Source organism: Ruegeria sp. F11, assembly GCF_056533855.1.
Map to the genome: position 1 here is coordinate 172,498 of NZ_JBQFOW010000005.1, position 14,609 is coordinate 187,106.

The following is a 14,609-nucleotide window of genomic DNA, read 5'->3' on the forward strand; positions in this document are numbered from 1 at the left end:
CCTCCCCGTTATTATTCTCCCACGCGCACGGCGTGGTCCTGTTGTCCAAAGGGATGGGACCACATCTGAAGTTGCGCAAGCAAGGGTTTAGCGAGGGATTGGCGGAAAAAGTAGAATGACGCTGCGACGAAACGCGCGCTGTCCCTACGTCAGGTTATTCCGCCGCGACGCCGTCGGTGAATTGCAGACGGGCCAGACGGGCGTAGAGACCATCCTGTGCCACCAGATCGGCATGAGTGCCTTGCGCCACGATCCGCCCGGCATCCATCACCACGATCCGGTCGGCCTTTTTGACCGTCGCAAGCCGATGCGCCACGATCAGCGTGGTGCGCCCGGCGCGCATTTGATCCACCGCGCCCTGCACCGCGCGTTCGCTTTCCGCATCGAGCGCCGAGGTCGCCTCGTCCAGCAACAGCACCGGCGCGTCGCGCAGAATGGCGCGGGCGATGGCGATGCGCTGTTTTTGCCCGCCCGACAACATCACGCCCCGTTCGCCGACAAAGCTGTCATAGCCTTCGGGCAGTTTCGCGATGAATTCATGCGCGGCGGCAGCGCGGGCGGCGGCTTCGACCTCGGCATCTGTGGCGTCAAGACGGCCAAAGCGGATGTTTTCCTGCGCCGAGGCGGCAAAGATCACCGGGTCCTGCGGCACCAGCGCCATATGGGTGCGGAAATCGGCACGGTCCATATCGCGCAGGTCCTGACCGTCCAGCGTGACACGGCCCGCATTGGGGTCATAAAACCGCTGGATCATCTGGATCACGGTTGTCTTGCCAGCACCCGAGGGGCCGACAAAGGCCACCGTCTCACCGGGGCTGACCTGCAGCGACATATGATCCAGCGCCACGACATCGGGGCGTGACGGGTAGTGGAAGGTGACATCCTCGAACCGGATTTCCCCGCGCACCGGGGCGGGCAAGGCTCCGGCCTTGGCGGGGTCTGTTACGGTATCTTGCGCGTTCAGCAGTTCGACCAGACGTTCGGTGGCCCCTGCGGCGCGTTGAAGTTCGCTCCAGATTTCCGACAGGGCGGCGACCGATCCGGCCATGATGATCGAATAGATCACGAACTGGATCAGAACGCCCTCGGTCATAACACCATTGCGCACATCGTTTGCGCCCATCCACAGCACGCCGACAATGCCGGAAAAAACCAGAAAGATCACGATGACGGTCAGCACCGCCCGGGTCTGTATGCGGCGCAGGGAAACTTCGTACGAAGTTTCCGTCATCTCTCCGAACTGGCGGCGGCTGGCCTGTTCATGGGTAAAGGCCTGCACGGTCTGCACCGCGCCCAGCGCCTCGCCCGCATTGCCCGAGGACGCTGCGATCCAGTCCTGATTTTCGCGACTGATCGCGCGCAGGCGTCGGCCCAGCACAAGGATCGGCACGACAACCAGCGGGATCAGCAGCAAGACCATCGCCGTCAACTTGGCCGAGGTCAGCAGCATCAGAATCAGCCCGCCGATAAACATCAGCATGTTGCGCAGCGCGATGGATACCGAGGACCCGATCACCGACTGGATCAGCGTGGTGTCGGTGGTGATCCGGCTCAACACCTCGCCCGTCATGATGCGTTCGTAAAACTCCGGGCTCATGCCAATGACACGGTCGAACACGGCCTTGCGGATATCGGCCACCACGCGTTCACCCAGCCGGGTCACAAGCGCGTAGCGGATGCCCGTGCCCACGGCCAGAATGCCCGCAATGCCCAGCGCGGCCAGAAAGTACCAGTCCAGCAGTTCGCCATCCTGAATGCGGAAATTGTCCACCACGCGGCGGACAGCCAGTGGCAGGGTCAACGTCATGCTGGCGGTCAGAATCAACGCCAGCGTCGCCCCCGCCATCAACAGCTTGTAGGTCTTCATGAACGGCCAGAGCGACGCCAGAACGCCCAGCTTTTTTGAGCCCGCGCGTTCCTCGCTGGCTCCGGGGGCTGGGGCGGTCGCTGGGCTGGCGGCTGTATTTCTAGCCATGTCTGGCCTTTGCGCTGAGTTTCTCTCCGGGTGCATGCTTCTTGGCTTTAGCAACTCGCCGGGTCAAGCTGAACGACACAAATCAAGGGCCGACAAGGGCCATTTGACGCAGGATTTTCAGGGGCTGAGGTGGAGCGGGTAGACGGAATCGAACCGACATAGCCTGCTTGGAAGGCAGGGGCTTTACCATTAAGCTATACCCGCTCAGCGTTTGGGCTGAGTAATCCATGCTCTGGGGGGCGTCAAGAACCGAAATGGCATCCGCAGGTCATTTCGGTTGATGGTCATTGAACCCTGTGAGGGCGCTCAGATGTCCTCACCCGGTGGCTCCAGCGGACCTCCGGGCGCAAGCAGGGCCCGTTCGGACAGCCACGGGTTCAACTCAAGCGCATCGGACAGCGCATCGCGCGCCTCGGCCAGACGGTTCAGGCCCAGCAGGGTCAGCGCCCGACCGCTCATGGCCGCCACGTGGTTTGGGGACAATTCCAGCGCGGCGTCCAGATCGATCAGGGCCGAGGCGAAATCCTGTCTTAGGTAGTTCACAAAGGCGCGCTGGTTGTACCCTTCGGCATAGTTCGGGCAATAGGCAACCAGTTGATCCAACTCGCCCAAGGCTCCGGTCAGGTCCCACGCCTCGCGCCGCGCCATACCGCGATCCAGCAGCGTCTGCGATTTCGCGTCCGGCGCGTCGGTCCACAATTCCCACATCTGTTGCGAGATCAGCCGGGCATCGCCTTGCGACTCGGCCTGCTGAACCTGCGCAATCAGCGCGTCGACGCCGCCGATATGGTCCGGCGCGGTGGGGCAGTCCTGCGCCTCGGCTGCGGTTGCCAGCGCGATCAGGATGGGAGCAAACCACTTCATCCCCCAATGATGGCGCTTGATCGGCATCCGTCAACTCGGGCTGTCGGGCGTCCCCAGCAAACCGGTCTCTTTTACAGCCTCCATGGCCACGAAGGTCGAGGTATTGGCGACATGCGGCAGCGATGAGATTTTTTCAGCCAAAACCGCCCGGTATTCCGACATCGACCCGGTACGTATCTTGAGCAGATAGTCGAAATTGGACGCAATCATATGGGCTTGCTCAATCTCGGCAATCCGGCGGACGGCCATGTTGAAGTCTTGCAATGCCTTTTCGCGGGTGTCCGACAAACGCACTTCGACAAAGGCCACATGGTCCAACCCAAGGCGAATCGGATCGAGCATGGCCCGGTAGCCGGTTATGAACCCCTCTGCCTCAAGCCGTTTCAACCGCGCCTGTGTCGGCGATTTCGACAGCCCGATCCGGCGGGCCAGATCCGCGACGGACACGCGGCCATCTTCGGCAAGCACCCGGAGGATGGATTGATCGAACCGGTCGAGGCCCGGAAAGTCTTTTTGCATTGCCTATCACCTGAATTTCAGTCGATTAGCCCAAGGTATCACTTTCTTAGGGCGATTGTCCCGGCAATTGGCAGCTATAGTGCAAAAAAGCCTCGGAGTAGACATGTCCCACAGCCTGCGCACCCAGATTGATTCCCAGACCTACGCGGATCAAGCCGCCGTTCTTGACGCGTTGATCACCCAATCCGCGCTGACCGACGCCGACCGCAGCGCCATCTGCGACGCCGCCGCCCAGCTTGTGCGCGACATCCGCTCTAGCACCTCACCGGGAATGATGGAGGTGTTTCTGGCGGAATACGGCCTGTCCACCGACGAAGGCGTGGCGCTGATGTGTCTGGCCGAGGCGCTGTTGCGTGTGCCCGACGCGGAAACCATCGACGCGCTGATCGAAGACAAGATCGCCCCGTCCGACTGGGGCAAGCATCTGGGGCAATCTTCGTCCTCGCTGGTCAACGCTTCGACCTGGGCGCTGATGCTGACGGGCAAGGTTCTGGACGAGGGCAAAACCTCACCCGTCAGCGCGCTGCGCGGGGCGATCAAACGGCTTGGCGAACCGGTAATCCGCACCGCCGTCGGGCGTGCGATGAAGGAAATGGGCCGCCAGTTCGTTCTGGGTGAAACCATCCAGTCCGCCATGGACCGCGCCCGTGGGATGGAGGCGAAGGGCTACACCTATTCCTACGACATGCTGGGCGAGGCCGCCCGGACCGAGGCTGATGCGGCGCGCTACCACCTGTCTTATTCGCGCGCCATTGCCGCCATTGCCGAGGCCTGCACCCACGACGACATCCGCGCCAATCCGGGGATTTCGGTCAAGCTGTCGGCCCTGCATCCACGCTATGAACTGGCGCAGGAAGAACGGGTGATGGATGAACTGGTCCCGCGCTTGCGCGCGCTGGCCCTGTTGGCCAAGGCGGCGGGCATGGGCTTGAACGTGGACGCGGAAGAGGCGGACCGCCTGTCGCTGTCCCTGCAGGTCATCGAAGAAGTCATGGCCGAACCCGCCTTGGCGGGCTGGCACGGCTTCGGCATCGTTGTGCAGGCCTATGGCCCGCGCGCCGGGCTGGTGCTGGACACGCTCTATGACATGGCACAGCGCCATGATCGCAAGCTGATGGTGCGCCTCGTCAAGGGTGCCTATTGGGATACCGAGATCAAGCGCGCGCAGGTTGAGGGAGTCGACGGCTTTCCGGTCTTCACCCACAAGGCCGCGACGGATGTGTCCTATATCGCCAATGCCCGCAAGTTGCTGGGCATGACCGACCGCATCTATCCGCAATTCGCCACGCACAACGCCCACACGGTCAGCGCCATACTGCATATGGCCGAGGATCAGCCGTTCGAGTTCCAGCGCCTGCATGGCATGGGCGAGACGCTGCATCAGATCGTGATGGACAAGCAGACCACCCGTTGCCGGATTTACGCCCCGGTCGGTGCGCATCGGGACCTGCTGGCCTATCTGGTACGTCGTCTGTTGGAGAACGGGGCGAATTCATCCTTCGTCAATCAGATCGTCGATGAAAATGTGCCGCCCGAGGAGGTTGCCGCCGACCCTTTCGTTGCGATTCAGACGCCCCCTGCCCCTCTGCCAACGGGGCCGGAACTGTTCCAACCCGAACGGCCCAACTCTGTCGGGTTCGATCTGAAACACACGCCGACGCTCGACCGGATCGATGGTGCGCGTGACCCATTCCGGGCACATCACTGGTACGCGCAACCGTTGCTGTCGGAAAAGGCGAAACCGGGCGCAGATGAGCCTGTTGTCAACCCGACCCAACCGCAGGACAGGCCGGGTTCGGTTGCCCCGGCCAGCGCGGCAGATGTTGAACTGGCGTTGGCCACGGCAAGCCCGTGGCAAGCGCCTGCCGAGGAACGCGCCCGCGCCCTGAACGCGGCCGCCGATCTGTATGAGGCGCATTATGGCGAGCTTTTTGCCCTGCTGGCGCGCGAGGCCGGGAAATCCCTGCCCGATGCCGTGGCCGAATTGCGCGAGGCGGTCGATTTCCTGCGCTACTACGCCGCCAATATCCCCGAAGCGAAACCCGCAGGGCTGTTCACCTGCATCAGCCCCTGGAACTTCCCGCTCGCGATTTTCACCGGGCAGATTTCGGCGGCCCTTGCCACCGGAAACGCGGTTCTGGCCAAACCTGCGCCGCAAACCCCTCTGGTCGCCCATCGGGCCATTCAGTTGCTGCACGAGGCCGGCGTGCCGCGCGATGCGCTGCAACTGCTGCCGGGCGGGCCGGAGGTTGGCGCGGCCCTGACCTCGGACGATCGGGTGAACGGCGTGGCCTTCACCGGCTCAACCGCGACCGCGCTGAAAATCCGGGCGGCGATGGCCGAGAATATGCGCCCCGGCACGCCGCTGATCGCGGAAACCGGCGGTCTGAATGCGATGATCGTCGACAGCACCGCCCTGCCGGAACAAGCCGTCCAGTCAATCATCGAAAGCGCGTTCCAATCCGCCGGTCAGCGCTGCTCGGCCCTGCGCTGCCTGTACCTGCAGGAGGATATCGCCGACGACGTACTGACCATGTTGAAAGGCGCGATGGATGCGCTGCAGGTGGGTGACCCGTGGCTGATCGCAACCGATTGCGGGCCGGTGATCGACGAACAGGCACGACAAGGGATTGCGGATCACGTCGCAAAGGCGCGCGCCGAGGGGCGCGTGCTCAAGGAACTTGGCCTCCCGCCCGAGGGCACCTTCATTGCCCCGTCGCTGATCGAAATTCCCGGCATCGCCGCGCTGGAGCGTGAGGTTTTCGGGCCCGTCCTGCATGTCGCCCGCTTCCAATCGCAAGAGATCGACCAGGTTATCGCCGATATCAACGCAACCGGCTACGGCCTGACCTTCGGCCTTCACACGCGGATCGACGACCGGGTGCAGCACGTGACCGAGGCCATCCATGCGGGCAACATCTATGTCAACCGCAACCAGATCGGGGCCATTGTCGGCTCGCAACCCTTCGGAGGCGAAGGTCTTTCGGGCACCGGTCCAAAAGCGGGCGGTCCGAACTACATGGCCCGGTTTTGCGCGCCGGATCGTCAGACCTCGGACGAGACATGGGAGGCCACAGCAGACATTCCAGCGCCGCAGGGGCAACCCTCCCCTGAAACCTCGCGCCTGCTGCCCGGCCCGACCGGCGAATCGAACCGGCTGACGGAATTCCCGCGCCCGCCGCTGCTGTGCATGGGACCCGGCGAGACCACCGCCCGCGCGCAGGCTGAGGCCGCGTTGGCGTTAGGCGGAACCGCCATTCAGGCGACCGGGATGACAGACCTGCATCGACTGGAAAACCTGACCGGCATCTCGGGGGTTCTTTGGTGGGGCGACGAGGAGACCGCGCGTCAGATCGAAGCGCATCTGTCGCGTCGGAACGGCCCGATCCTGCCGCTGATCCCCGGCCTGCCGGATCGCGCCCGGGTTCTGGGGGAACGCCACGTGTGCGTCGATACCACAGCCGCGGGCGGCAACGCGGCCCTTCTTGGGGGTGCGGCGTAAGCAGACCTTGACGCTGGGCAGGGAAAAGCCCAGCGTCGCGCCATGTTTCCTATTCGCGACCATAACCCCTCGGGGCGGACACCTTACGTCGTTTACGCGCTGATGGCCGCGAACATACTGATCTTCCTCAGCTATGCCGGGATCATGAATGACGCGCCCCTGATCAACCGGCTGTATTTCGACTACGCGATCATCCCAGCGCGGATCAGCGATGGCCTGGCGTTCCAGACCTTCGTGACCTCGATGTTCCTGCATGGCGGATGGATGCATCTGGCCGGGAACATGCTGTTTTTGTGGATATTCGGCGACAACCTTGAGGATGAGATGGGCCACCTGCCCTTTCTACTCTTTTACCTCGTCGCCGGGATCGGAGCGGGCCTGATCCACGTGATCACCGCCCCCTATTCCACCGTCCCCACAATCGGCGCGTCCGGAGCCATCGCTGGCGTCATGGGCGGATACCTTTTGCTCTACCCAAAGGCGCAGGTGGATATCCTGCTGATCCTGATCGTCTATTTCCGCGTCTTCTCGATCCCGGCATTCGTCATGCTGGGGGTCTGGCTGGGCATGCAGTTCGTGGGCAGCCTGGCCAGCAACCCGGATCAGGGCGGCGTGGCTTATTGGGCGCATACCGGAGGGTTCATCGTCGGGCTGGTTCTTTGCGTACCGCTATGGCTGAAACGCGGCGGCCCGCAGTTCTGGAACCGCACGCATGGCCATCCGCCCCACCCCGAGGCCAAATACAGGCTCTCCCGATCCCGTATCCCCCGGGTGCCGCGCAGATAGAGCCGGGGTTTACCCGCGGATCACCTTGGCGAACGTGTCAAAGATCGGCTCATTGGCGCAGATGATATCGCCGTCTTCCAGAACATTGCCGTCAGAGTTCAGCGATTGCACAAGCCCGCCTGCCTCTTTGACAATAATGATCCCGGCGGCCACGTCCCAGGCGTTCAGGCGGCGCTCCCAGTAGCCCTCGTACCGACCGGCGGCGACATAAGCCAGATCGAGCGCAGCGGAACCCCAGCGGCGCACACCGGCGCAGGTGGGCATCAGACGGGCCAGATCCTGCAGCGTGGCAGGCAGGTCGGCCCGACCCCCAAAGGGCAGACCGGTCGCAAAGATCGACTCGATCATGCGATGACGGCCAGAGACGCGGATGCGGGTGTCGTTCATCCATGCGCCCTCGCCTTTTTCGGCAAAGTACATCTCGTCCTTGGCGGCGTCGTAAATCACACCGGCGACGATCTTGCCTTTATGTTCCAGCGCGATGGAGACCGCCCAATGCGGCAGCCCGTGCAGAAAGTTAGTGGTGCCGTCCAACGGATCGACGATCCAGCGGCGGGTCGGGTCTTCACCGTCCTGACCACCGCCTTCTTCACCCAGCCAGCCATAGGTCGGGCGGGCACCCAGAAGTTCTTCCTTGAGGATGGCCTCAGCAGCGATATCGGCCTTTGACACGAAATCGCCCGCGCCTTTCATCGACACCTGCAGGTTCTCGACTTCCCGAAAATCCTTGACCAAAGAACGCCCCGCTTTGCGCGCGGCCTTGATCATGATGTTGAGGTTTGCACTGCCAACCATTGTCCAAAGGCTCCTGTCCGGTCAAACCGCGCGTATACTGGGGCAATGCGCCCTTGCCAAGAGGAATGATGCGCATAGCTGCCCGGCGGAAAACGTTGTTACTGGGCTTGCAGCTTGCGGGCCTCGTCCCGGGCCAGTTTCACCAGTTCCTGCACAAAGGGTTTTTCCAGATCCTCGGTCCGGACAGCAGCATAAAGACGGCGGGTGATGCCTTCTTTGGTGAGCGGGCGCGTCACGTAATCCGAGTTATACTTGACCTCGCGCACCACCCAGTCGGGCAACACCGAAATCCCTCGGTTCGAGGCTACCAGTAACAGGATCACAGCGGTCAATTCTACCTGCCGGATCGAGGCTGGCTCGACCCGAGCGGGGATCAGCAACTGGCTGAACACATCCAGCCGGGTGCGCTCAACCGGATAGGTGATTAAGGTCTGGCCCCGGAAATCCTCGGCCTCGATGAATTCTTTCTCGGCCAGCGGATGCGCCGAGGCCGCGACGAACACGGCGTTATAGTCGAACAGTTCCACAAACTCGACACCGGGCAGGTCCTCGGGGTCCGACGAGACCACCAGATCGACCTCTTCTTTTTGCAACGCGGGCAGCGCGTCGAACGCGAGGCCCGGGCGGATATCGACATCCACATCGCCCCAGGATTTCCGAAAGGATTCGAGCACCGGAAACAGCCATTCGAAACAGGCGTGGCATTCGATGGCGATATGCATCCTGCCCGTGCGCCCATCTCGCAGCGAGGAAAACTCGTGCTGCGCCGCCTCGACCTGCGGTAGGATTTGTTCGGCCAGACGCAACAGGCGCAGGCCTGCGGCGGACAGTTTCATCGGCTTGGACCGACGCAGGAACAGTTCGACCCCGGCCTGATCCTCTAACCCTTTGATCTGATGGCTCAGCGCGGATTGGGTGATGTTCAACTGATCCGCCGCACGGGCCAGACCGCCGCATTCATGGATCGCCTTGATCGTCCGCAGGTGGCGAAACTCAATATGCATCTTTCATCGGACTCATGTTGTTCTTGAAGAATATGAGTTTGTCTCACATTGCCTGCCATGGCACAAGGGCGCAAGCACATCCAGTGAGGCACCGATGATCAAACCTGATATCTCTTTTGAATTCTTCCCGCCCAAGACGTTGGAGGCCTCATTCCGCCTGTGGGACACGGTTCAAACCCTTGCCCCGCTGGAGCCGCGCTTTGTCTCGGTGACATATGGCGCAGGCGGGGCCACGCGGGAACTGACCCGTGATGCGGTTGCGACCCTGCACAAATCTTCGGGCCTGCCGGTTGCGGCACATCTGACCTGCGTGGATGCCTCGCGCCAGGAAACGCTGGAGATTGCCGATGCCTTTGCGAAAGCGGGCGTTCAGGACATCGTGGCGCTACGCGGCGACCCTCCGAGCGGTCAGGACCGGTTCGAGCCGCATCCCGAGGGGTTTGCAAACTCGATCGAACTGATATCCGCGCTGACCGAGACCGGCAAATTCAACATCCGCGTGGGTGCCTACCCTGAAAAACACCCCGAAGCCCGCGACACGGCGGCGGATGTCGACTGGCTGAAAGCCAAGCTGGATGCTGGCGCCGACGAGGCGCTAACCCAATTTTTCTTCGAGGCCGAGACCTTTTTCCGCTTCCGCGATGCCTGTGCCAAGGCCGGGATCGACAAGCCGATCGTGCCCGGCATCCTGCCGATCGAGAACTGGAAGGGCACCCGCAGTTTCGCCAAGCGCTGCGGCGCGCGTGTCCCGGGCTGGCTTGAAGATGCCTTCGGAAAAGCGGTGCGCGATGATCGCGAAGACCTGCTGGCCACCGCAATCTGTACCGAGCTGTGTTCAGACCTGATCGAAGGCGGTGTGGACAAGTTGCATTTCTACACGTTGAACCGTCCGGAACTGACCCGCGACGTGTGTTTCGCGCTGGGAATCACGCCCAAGGCCGAACTGCAAAACGTCGCCTGAGCCCCGAACTCCCCTGTACTTGCCCGGATCGCCCTGCGGTCCGGGTGTTTTTTGTGTTCGACAATGGCAAATCACCTGCGTCCGCGCGCGTTGGTCTGCTGATCGTGGCTGACAATCCCTGCGCCGCCGCGCCATTGTTCTCTGCAACTGCTTAAATTTCAGGCAAAATTTGACAAAGCACCAACATTCGACAAAGTGAAATTGTGTTGTTTAATGAGTGAGTTGGTTATGGAACCTGTCGATAAGATCAGGGCGCGACGTGATGCGCTGGCGGATCTTGGGTTGGACCCCAATGCCAGTGCGGACGATATCCGGGACGCCTGGCGACAGATCGCCTTTCACGCACATCCCGATCATACCAGCGGGAATTGTGCGAATTTCTCCCGCGCCAAGGCGGCCTATGATTTCCTGCGCAAGCAAGGTCTGACGGTCAAAGGCGCGGCCGGGTCTGCGGCGCGGATGCCGCGCAGACCGCGTTTGAAGAAACGTCTTGTGGAATTGCCGCAGGACGATATCGCGACCTGCAAAGCCATGCTTGGCGCGGACCGGGCCCTGGCGCATAACCCCGAGGCAAATGACGCCGGATCGGAAGATCAGACACAGATCGCATCGGATCACGTGCCAGACGCGGTGGGCTGCTTTGGCCGCCACTTGACCTATTTCGTGACCACCCCGGTCTGCACCGGTGCAAACCGCGTGGCGCTGCCGACCTCGGTGCTGACCGGAGGGCGCACCATCGAAACCGAAGTCCTGAGCTTCCAGTCTAAAGATTCCGGTTCAGGCGAGGTTGTCGTGCCCGATACGATCCGGGAACGAAAATTTCCGGGCGCAAAAAGCGTACGGATCAGGTTCGAAGCCGATCAGGAAACCCGTGACGAATTCTGGCTGAGCGCGTGATCGGCCACGAAAGTGCCCGGCTCTTTCCGGGGGGAGAGCCGGGCTGGGGCAGGCGACCCGCGCCTTAGTTGGCCACGGGGCCTTCCGAGGTAAACTTAGGGATGACGTTGGTCGAAGCCGCCGCGCCTTCAATGCCCGGCCAGTTGCCTTCGGCCAGGTTGATATTGCCGGGGATGTCTTCTTCGAAGAAGCCGACCACGACATCGGTGATGTTCAGATACAGCTTGTCATCGACGATCCGCCACAGGTTCGGATTGGCCGGAACCTTACCGCCGCGCGATACGCCATAGGCGCAATGGCCATCATATTGCGGCGCGTAATAGGCCGGGTTTTCCAGGAATTTGTCACGGTTTTCTTCCGTGGCAAAGGCCCAGGTGGCACCGTTATATTCTGCGGTGATATCGGCGTTGCCGCGCACACCTTCGGGCTGGGCTTGTCCAACAGCCGCCTGATCAAGGTCGCGATAGGCGACAACATCATAGCCCGACACGGCAAACCCGGTGCCATCGACATATTGCGGGCCAGCAAATGCCGGCACGGCCAATACCAGTGCCGTCGCAAGAGACAGGGCAAAGCGTTTCATGGGGTCATTCCTTTTACTTGTTTCAGAGTGCCGTTCCGGCATGACTGACAAGACAATAAGCGATTCCTGTCCGCTGCGTAGTCCCCCTCGCGCCGCTGTGACCGGGACGGGTATTTTATGCGAGGTTTATTACAGAACTGGCTCGATTGATGGGTTGGACTCTGGCATTTAGGGCATTAGCTCTAGAAAGGTCGGGCTCGCGGCCCCGGCAGTCGCAAGAAAGGCACCACATGAGCGATCAAACCACTTACACCCCCCCGGCGGTCTGGACATGGGACAGCGAAAGCGGCGGGCGGTTCGCAAATATCAACCGGCCCATTGCCGGTGCGACCCATGACAAGGACCTGCCGGTCGGACGCCACCCTTTGCAGCTTTATTCACTGGCCACCCCCAATGGCGTCAAAGTGACCGTCATGCTGGAAGAACTGCTGGCCCTTGGCCATGAAGGCGCTGAATACAACGCCTGGCTGGTCAACATTGGCGAAGGCGACCAGTTCAGCTCGGGCTTTGTCGGGGCCAACCCGAACTCCAAAATCCCCGCGCTGTGGGACAGGTCCGGTGAGGACCCGGTGCGCGTGTTCGAAAGCGCCTCGATCCTGTTTCATCTGGCCGAGAAGTTTGACGCCTTCCTGCCGAAATCGGGGCCCGAACGCGCCGAGGTCATGAACTGGGTGTTCTGGCAGATGGGCAGCGCGCCGTATCTGGGCGGCGGGTTCGGGCATTTCTACGCCTATGCGCCCGAGAAGTGGGAATACCCGATCAACCGCTTCGCGATGGAGGCCAAGCGCCAGTTGGATGTTCTGGATCGGGAACTGGCCGACAAAACCTATATCGCGGGCGAAGACTACACCATCGCAGATATGGCGATCTGGCCGTGGTACGGGCAACTGGTTCTGGGGCGTCTCTACAGCGCGGCCGAATTCCTGGATGTTGAATCCTACAAGAACGTCATGCGTTGGGCCAAGATGATCGACGAACGCCCCGCAGTGCAGCGTGGCCGTATGGTCAACCGGTCCTTTGGCGAACCCCACATGCAATTGCACGAGCGTCACGAGGCCGGCGATTTCGAGACCCGCACGCAGGACAAGCTGGAACCGGCGGCGGAATGACACTGAACCACGCGGCGCGATAGGTGCCGCGTGGGTTTACCTTAGAACTGGGGGTTTGTCCGGGTTGCTTCCGGGCGCCTCGCGCACCGGGTTGACCGGCTCGGGCTGCGGTAGATCGAACCGCAAACCGGTTTTGGCCAGCAGCGCGGCGACAGTGTCCTCGGGTGCGAAGAAACCGACATCCATTGCGCCCGCCTCAATGCCTGAAAAGGTCAGTGCCTCGGACGCGGCTTTGGCCAGAGCGGGTTCTGCGCCTTCGACCACCCCTACGAACCCCAGCATGTGCCCGGCGGCACCGTCCTGCGATTTGGTCGCCACCAGATAAGCCGCTTGCGCCAAACCGCCCGCCGTCGCCAGTTTGGCATCCAAAGCCGCCAAAAGCGTATCGGGAAGACCGGCGGGCGGCAGGAGTTCCGCAAGTCTTTCCTGAACCTCTTCCGGCCTATGCTGTAGTGTTTCAGCCAGCCAGCCCAGCGCCTCGGACGGGATCAGCATCGAGGACGGCGCGGTTTCAAGGTTCAACCCCAACCCAATCCCCTGCCCCGCCAACATCGCCGACAACACCCGCCCGGAAAGCGCAACGTAGGGCACTGGACGTCCCGCAAATTGCGCCAGCCGATCCTCGCGGTCGAAGGCCAGCACAAAGCGCCCATCGGCCACGTCAAACAGCTCGGGTGAGATGTTGTCGCCCTGCGCCTCTGCGGTCAGCATCAGGAACAGCTCGCTATCGGCCAGCCGTTCGAAGAACCTCAGTCGGGCGGCATCGTCCTGTGGGGTGGCCGTCATCGCGGCATGGGCTGTGTCCAGCGCCGTGGTCTCAGTCATTCAGTACCTCTTGCACCCGGGCGCGCAGAACCGGCAGCAACTCGGCCTCGAACCACGGGTTTTTCTTCAGCCATGCCGTATTCCGCCACGAGGGATGAGGCAAGGCAAAGACCCGCGGCGCATGGTCCCGCCAGTTCCGAACGGTTTCAGTGACCGAGGTGCGCGCACCCAGATGGTATTTATGCGCGTGCCCACCCACCAGCACCGTCAAGGGCACCTGCCCCAGTTCCTGCATCACCCTGTCATGCCACGTCTTGCCGCAAATCGCGGGCGGCGGCAGGTCGGCATTACGCGCATCATAGCCCGGGAAACAAAAGGCCATCGGTACGATGGAAACCCGCGCTCGGTCGTAGAAAACCGTGTCATCAATCCCCAACCAATCGCGCAAACGATCCCCGGACGGGTCGGTGAAGGGCTGGCCCGACTCATGCACCCGCGCGCCGGGCGCCTGACCAGCGATCAGGATCGGAGTACCCGGTCGAAACCAAACTACAGGGCGGGGCTGGTGGGCGGTGGCTGTTTCGGCGAACTGGTCGGCGCATAACCGGCAGGCGCTGATCTCACGGGCCAAAGAATTCATCTGATCTCAAGATTTCCTGAACTAGGGTGAGAGCATGGTACCTGAAACAGATAAGCGCTATGTCCCCGTCGTCCAACACCCGACCCGATGGGAGATTGGTCAACACAAGCCGAGCGCATTGATCATTTGTTTCAAAATTCGACATAATGTGGCCAATATGGGCCGGTAAGGTTATCGCTTCATCGCCGTCCATAAGAGCGAAAAAGAAA

The 14,609-nt window shown here is 61.9% G+C and carries 13 protein-coding genes and 1 tRNA gene; 5 read left to right on the top strand and 9 right to left on the bottom strand.

Annotated features, from left to right (window positions below; translation table 11 throughout):
* Positions 1-154: 154 nt before the first annotated feature.
* The 4 genes from ACR0NJ_RS08420 to ACR0NJ_RS08435 all read right to left on the bottom strand — a co-directional run bounded on the left by ACR0NJ_RS08420 (position 155) and on the right by ACR0NJ_RS08435 (position 3,358).
* Positions 155-1,975 (bottom strand): ABC transporter transmembrane domain-containing protein, encoded by a 1,821-nt coding sequence (locus ACR0NJ_RS08420; protein ID WP_480816684.1) that lies wholly within the window; start codon positions 1,973-1,975, stop codon positions 155-157.
* A 130-nt stretch (positions 1,976-2,105) separates the two neighbouring features.
* Positions 2,106-2,179 (bottom strand) — tRNA-Gly (locus ACR0NJ_RS08425).
* Positions 2,180-2,281: 102 nt separating this feature from the next.
* Positions 2,282-2,866, bottom strand: a complete 585-nt coding sequence (locus ACR0NJ_RS08430; RefSeq protein ID WP_480816685.1) for a tetratricopeptide repeat protein — start codon at positions 2,864-2,866, stop codon at positions 2,282-2,284.
* Positions 2,867-2,869: 3 nt separating this feature from the next.
* Positions 2,870-3,358 carry an Lrp/AsnC family transcriptional regulator gene (locus ACR0NJ_RS08435; RefSeq protein WP_480816686.1) on the bottom strand — a complete coding sequence of 163 codons (489 nt, stop codon included), beginning with the start codon at positions 3,356-3,358 and terminating at the stop codon, positions 2,870-2,872.
* 103 nt (positions 3,359-3,461) lie between these two features.
* On the opposite strand from ACR0NJ_RS08435, the gene putA reads away from it, so the two are divergent.
* A complete protein-coding gene (gene putA / locus ACR0NJ_RS08440; protein ID WP_480816687.1) occupies positions 3,462-6,860 on the top strand; it encodes a bifunctional proline dehydrogenase/L-glutamate gamma-semialdehyde dehydrogenase PutA in 3,399 nt (1,132 codons plus the stop codon).
* A gap of 42 nt (positions 6,861-6,902) precedes the next feature.
* Positions 6,903-7,646, top strand: a complete 744-nt coding sequence (locus tag ACR0NJ_RS08445) for a rhomboid family intramembrane serine protease (protein WP_480816688.1) — start codon at positions 6,903-6,905, stop codon at positions 7,644-7,646.
* 9 nt (positions 7,647-7,655) lie between these two features.
* Here ACR0NJ_RS08445 and ACR0NJ_RS08450 read toward each other — a convergent pair whose 3' ends face one another.
* A complete protein-coding gene (locus ACR0NJ_RS08450) occupies positions 7,656-8,441 on the bottom strand; it encodes an inositol monophosphatase family protein (RefSeq protein ID WP_480816689.1) in 786 nt (261 codons plus the stop codon).
* A 98-nt stretch (positions 8,442-8,539) separates the two neighbouring features.
* Positions 8,540-9,445, bottom strand: coding sequence for a LysR family transcriptional regulator (locus ACR0NJ_RS08455; RefSeq protein WP_480816690.1), 906 nt, complete (start codon positions 9,443-9,445; stop codon positions 8,540-8,542).
* 94 nt (positions 9,446-9,539) lie between these two features.
* Between ACR0NJ_RS08455 and metF the strand changes: the two genes are divergently transcribed.
* Together metF and ACR0NJ_RS08465 are read left to right on the top strand one after the other, a co-directional pair.
* Positions 9,540-10,406 carry a methylenetetrahydrofolate reductase [NAD(P)H] gene (metF, locus tag ACR0NJ_RS08460; protein ID WP_480816691.1) on the top strand — a complete coding sequence of 289 codons (867 nt, stop codon included), beginning with the start codon at positions 9,540-9,542 and terminating at the stop codon, positions 10,404-10,406.
* Between the two features lie 228 nt (positions 10,407-10,634).
* Positions 10,635-11,303 carry a J domain-containing protein gene (locus tag ACR0NJ_RS08465; RefSeq protein WP_480816692.1) on the top strand — a complete coding sequence of 223 codons (669 nt, stop codon included), beginning with the start codon at positions 10,635-10,637 and terminating at the stop codon, positions 11,301-11,303.
* 64 nt (positions 11,304-11,367) lie between these two features.
* On the opposite strand, the gene ACR0NJ_RS08470 is transcribed toward ACR0NJ_RS08465, so the two are convergent.
* On the bottom strand, positions 11,368-11,886 hold the full coding sequence (locus ACR0NJ_RS08470; protein WP_480816693.1) for a YHS domain-containing (seleno)protein: 519 nt from the start codon (positions 11,884-11,886) through the stop codon (positions 11,368-11,370).
* A 230-nt stretch (positions 11,887-12,116) separates the two neighbouring features.
* Between ACR0NJ_RS08470 and yghU the strand changes: the two genes are divergently transcribed.
* Positions 12,117-12,995, top strand: coding sequence for a glutathione-dependent disulfide-bond oxidoreductase (gene yghU, locus ACR0NJ_RS08475; protein WP_480816694.1), 879 nt, complete (start codon positions 12,117-12,119; stop codon positions 12,993-12,995).
* 36 nt (positions 12,996-13,031) lie between these two features.
* Here yghU and ACR0NJ_RS08480 read toward each other — a convergent pair whose 3' ends face one another.
* Positions 13,032-13,820 carry an SseB family protein gene (locus ACR0NJ_RS08480; protein WP_480816695.1) on the bottom strand — a complete coding sequence of 263 codons (789 nt, stop codon included), beginning with the start codon at positions 13,818-13,820 and terminating at the stop codon, positions 13,032-13,034.
* Complete coding sequence (locus tag ACR0NJ_RS08485) at positions 13,813-14,400, bottom strand: uracil-DNA glycosylase family protein (protein WP_480816696.1); 588 nt, start codon at positions 14,398-14,400, stop codon at positions 13,813-13,815. The genes ACR0NJ_RS08480 and ACR0NJ_RS08485 overlap by 8 nt, the downstream gene beginning before the upstream one ends.
* Between the last annotated feature and the right edge of the window lie 209 nt (positions 14,401-14,609).

Coding starts and splice junctions, on each gene's coding strand:
- ACR0NJ_RS08455 (WP_480816690.1), bottom strand. CDS start 9,445: ATGCATATTGAGTTTCGCCACCTGCGGACGATCAAGGCGATCCATGAA.
- ACR0NJ_RS08485 (WP_480816696.1), bottom strand. CDS start 14,400: ATGAATTCTTTGGCCCGTGAGATCAGCGCCTGCCGGTTATGCGCCGAC.
- ACR0NJ_RS08450 (WP_480816689.1), bottom strand. CDS start 8,441: ATGGTTGGCAGTGCAAACCTCAACATCATGATCAAGGCCGCGCGCAAA.
- ACR0NJ_RS08420 (WP_480816684.1), bottom strand. CDS start 1,975: ATGGCTAGAAATACAGCCGCCAGCCCAGCGACCGCCCCAGCCCCCGGA.
- metF (WP_480816691.1), top strand. CDS start 9,540: ATGATCAAACCTGATATCTCTTTTGAATTCTTCCCGCCCAAGACGTTG.
- ACR0NJ_RS08465 (WP_480816692.1), top strand. CDS start 10,635: ATGGAACCTGTCGATAAGATCAGGGCGCGACGTGATGCGCTGGCGGAT.
- putA (WP_480816687.1), top strand. CDS start 3,462: ATGTCCCACAGCCTGCGCACCCAGATTGATTCCCAGACCTACGCGGAT.
- ACR0NJ_RS08470 (WP_480816693.1), bottom strand. CDS start 11,886: ATGAAACGCTTTGCCCTGTCTCTTGCGACGGCACTGGTATTGGCCGTG.
- ACR0NJ_RS08480 (WP_480816695.1), bottom strand. CDS start 13,820: ATGACTGAGACCACGGCGCTGGACACAGCCCATGCCGCGATGACGGCC.
- ACR0NJ_RS08430 (WP_480816685.1), bottom strand. CDS start 2,866: ATGCCGATCAAGCGCCATCATTGGGGGATGAAGTGGTTTGCTCCCATC.
- ACR0NJ_RS08435 (WP_480816686.1), bottom strand. CDS start 3,358: ATGCAAAAAGACTTTCCGGGCCTCGACCGGTTCGATCAATCCATCCTC.
- ACR0NJ_RS08445 (WP_480816688.1), top strand. CDS start 6,903: ATGTTTCCTATTCGCGACCATAACCCCTCGGGGCGGACACCTTACGTC.
- yghU (WP_480816694.1), top strand. CDS start 12,117: ATGAGCGATCAAACCACTTACACCCCCCCGGCGGTCTGGACATGGGAC.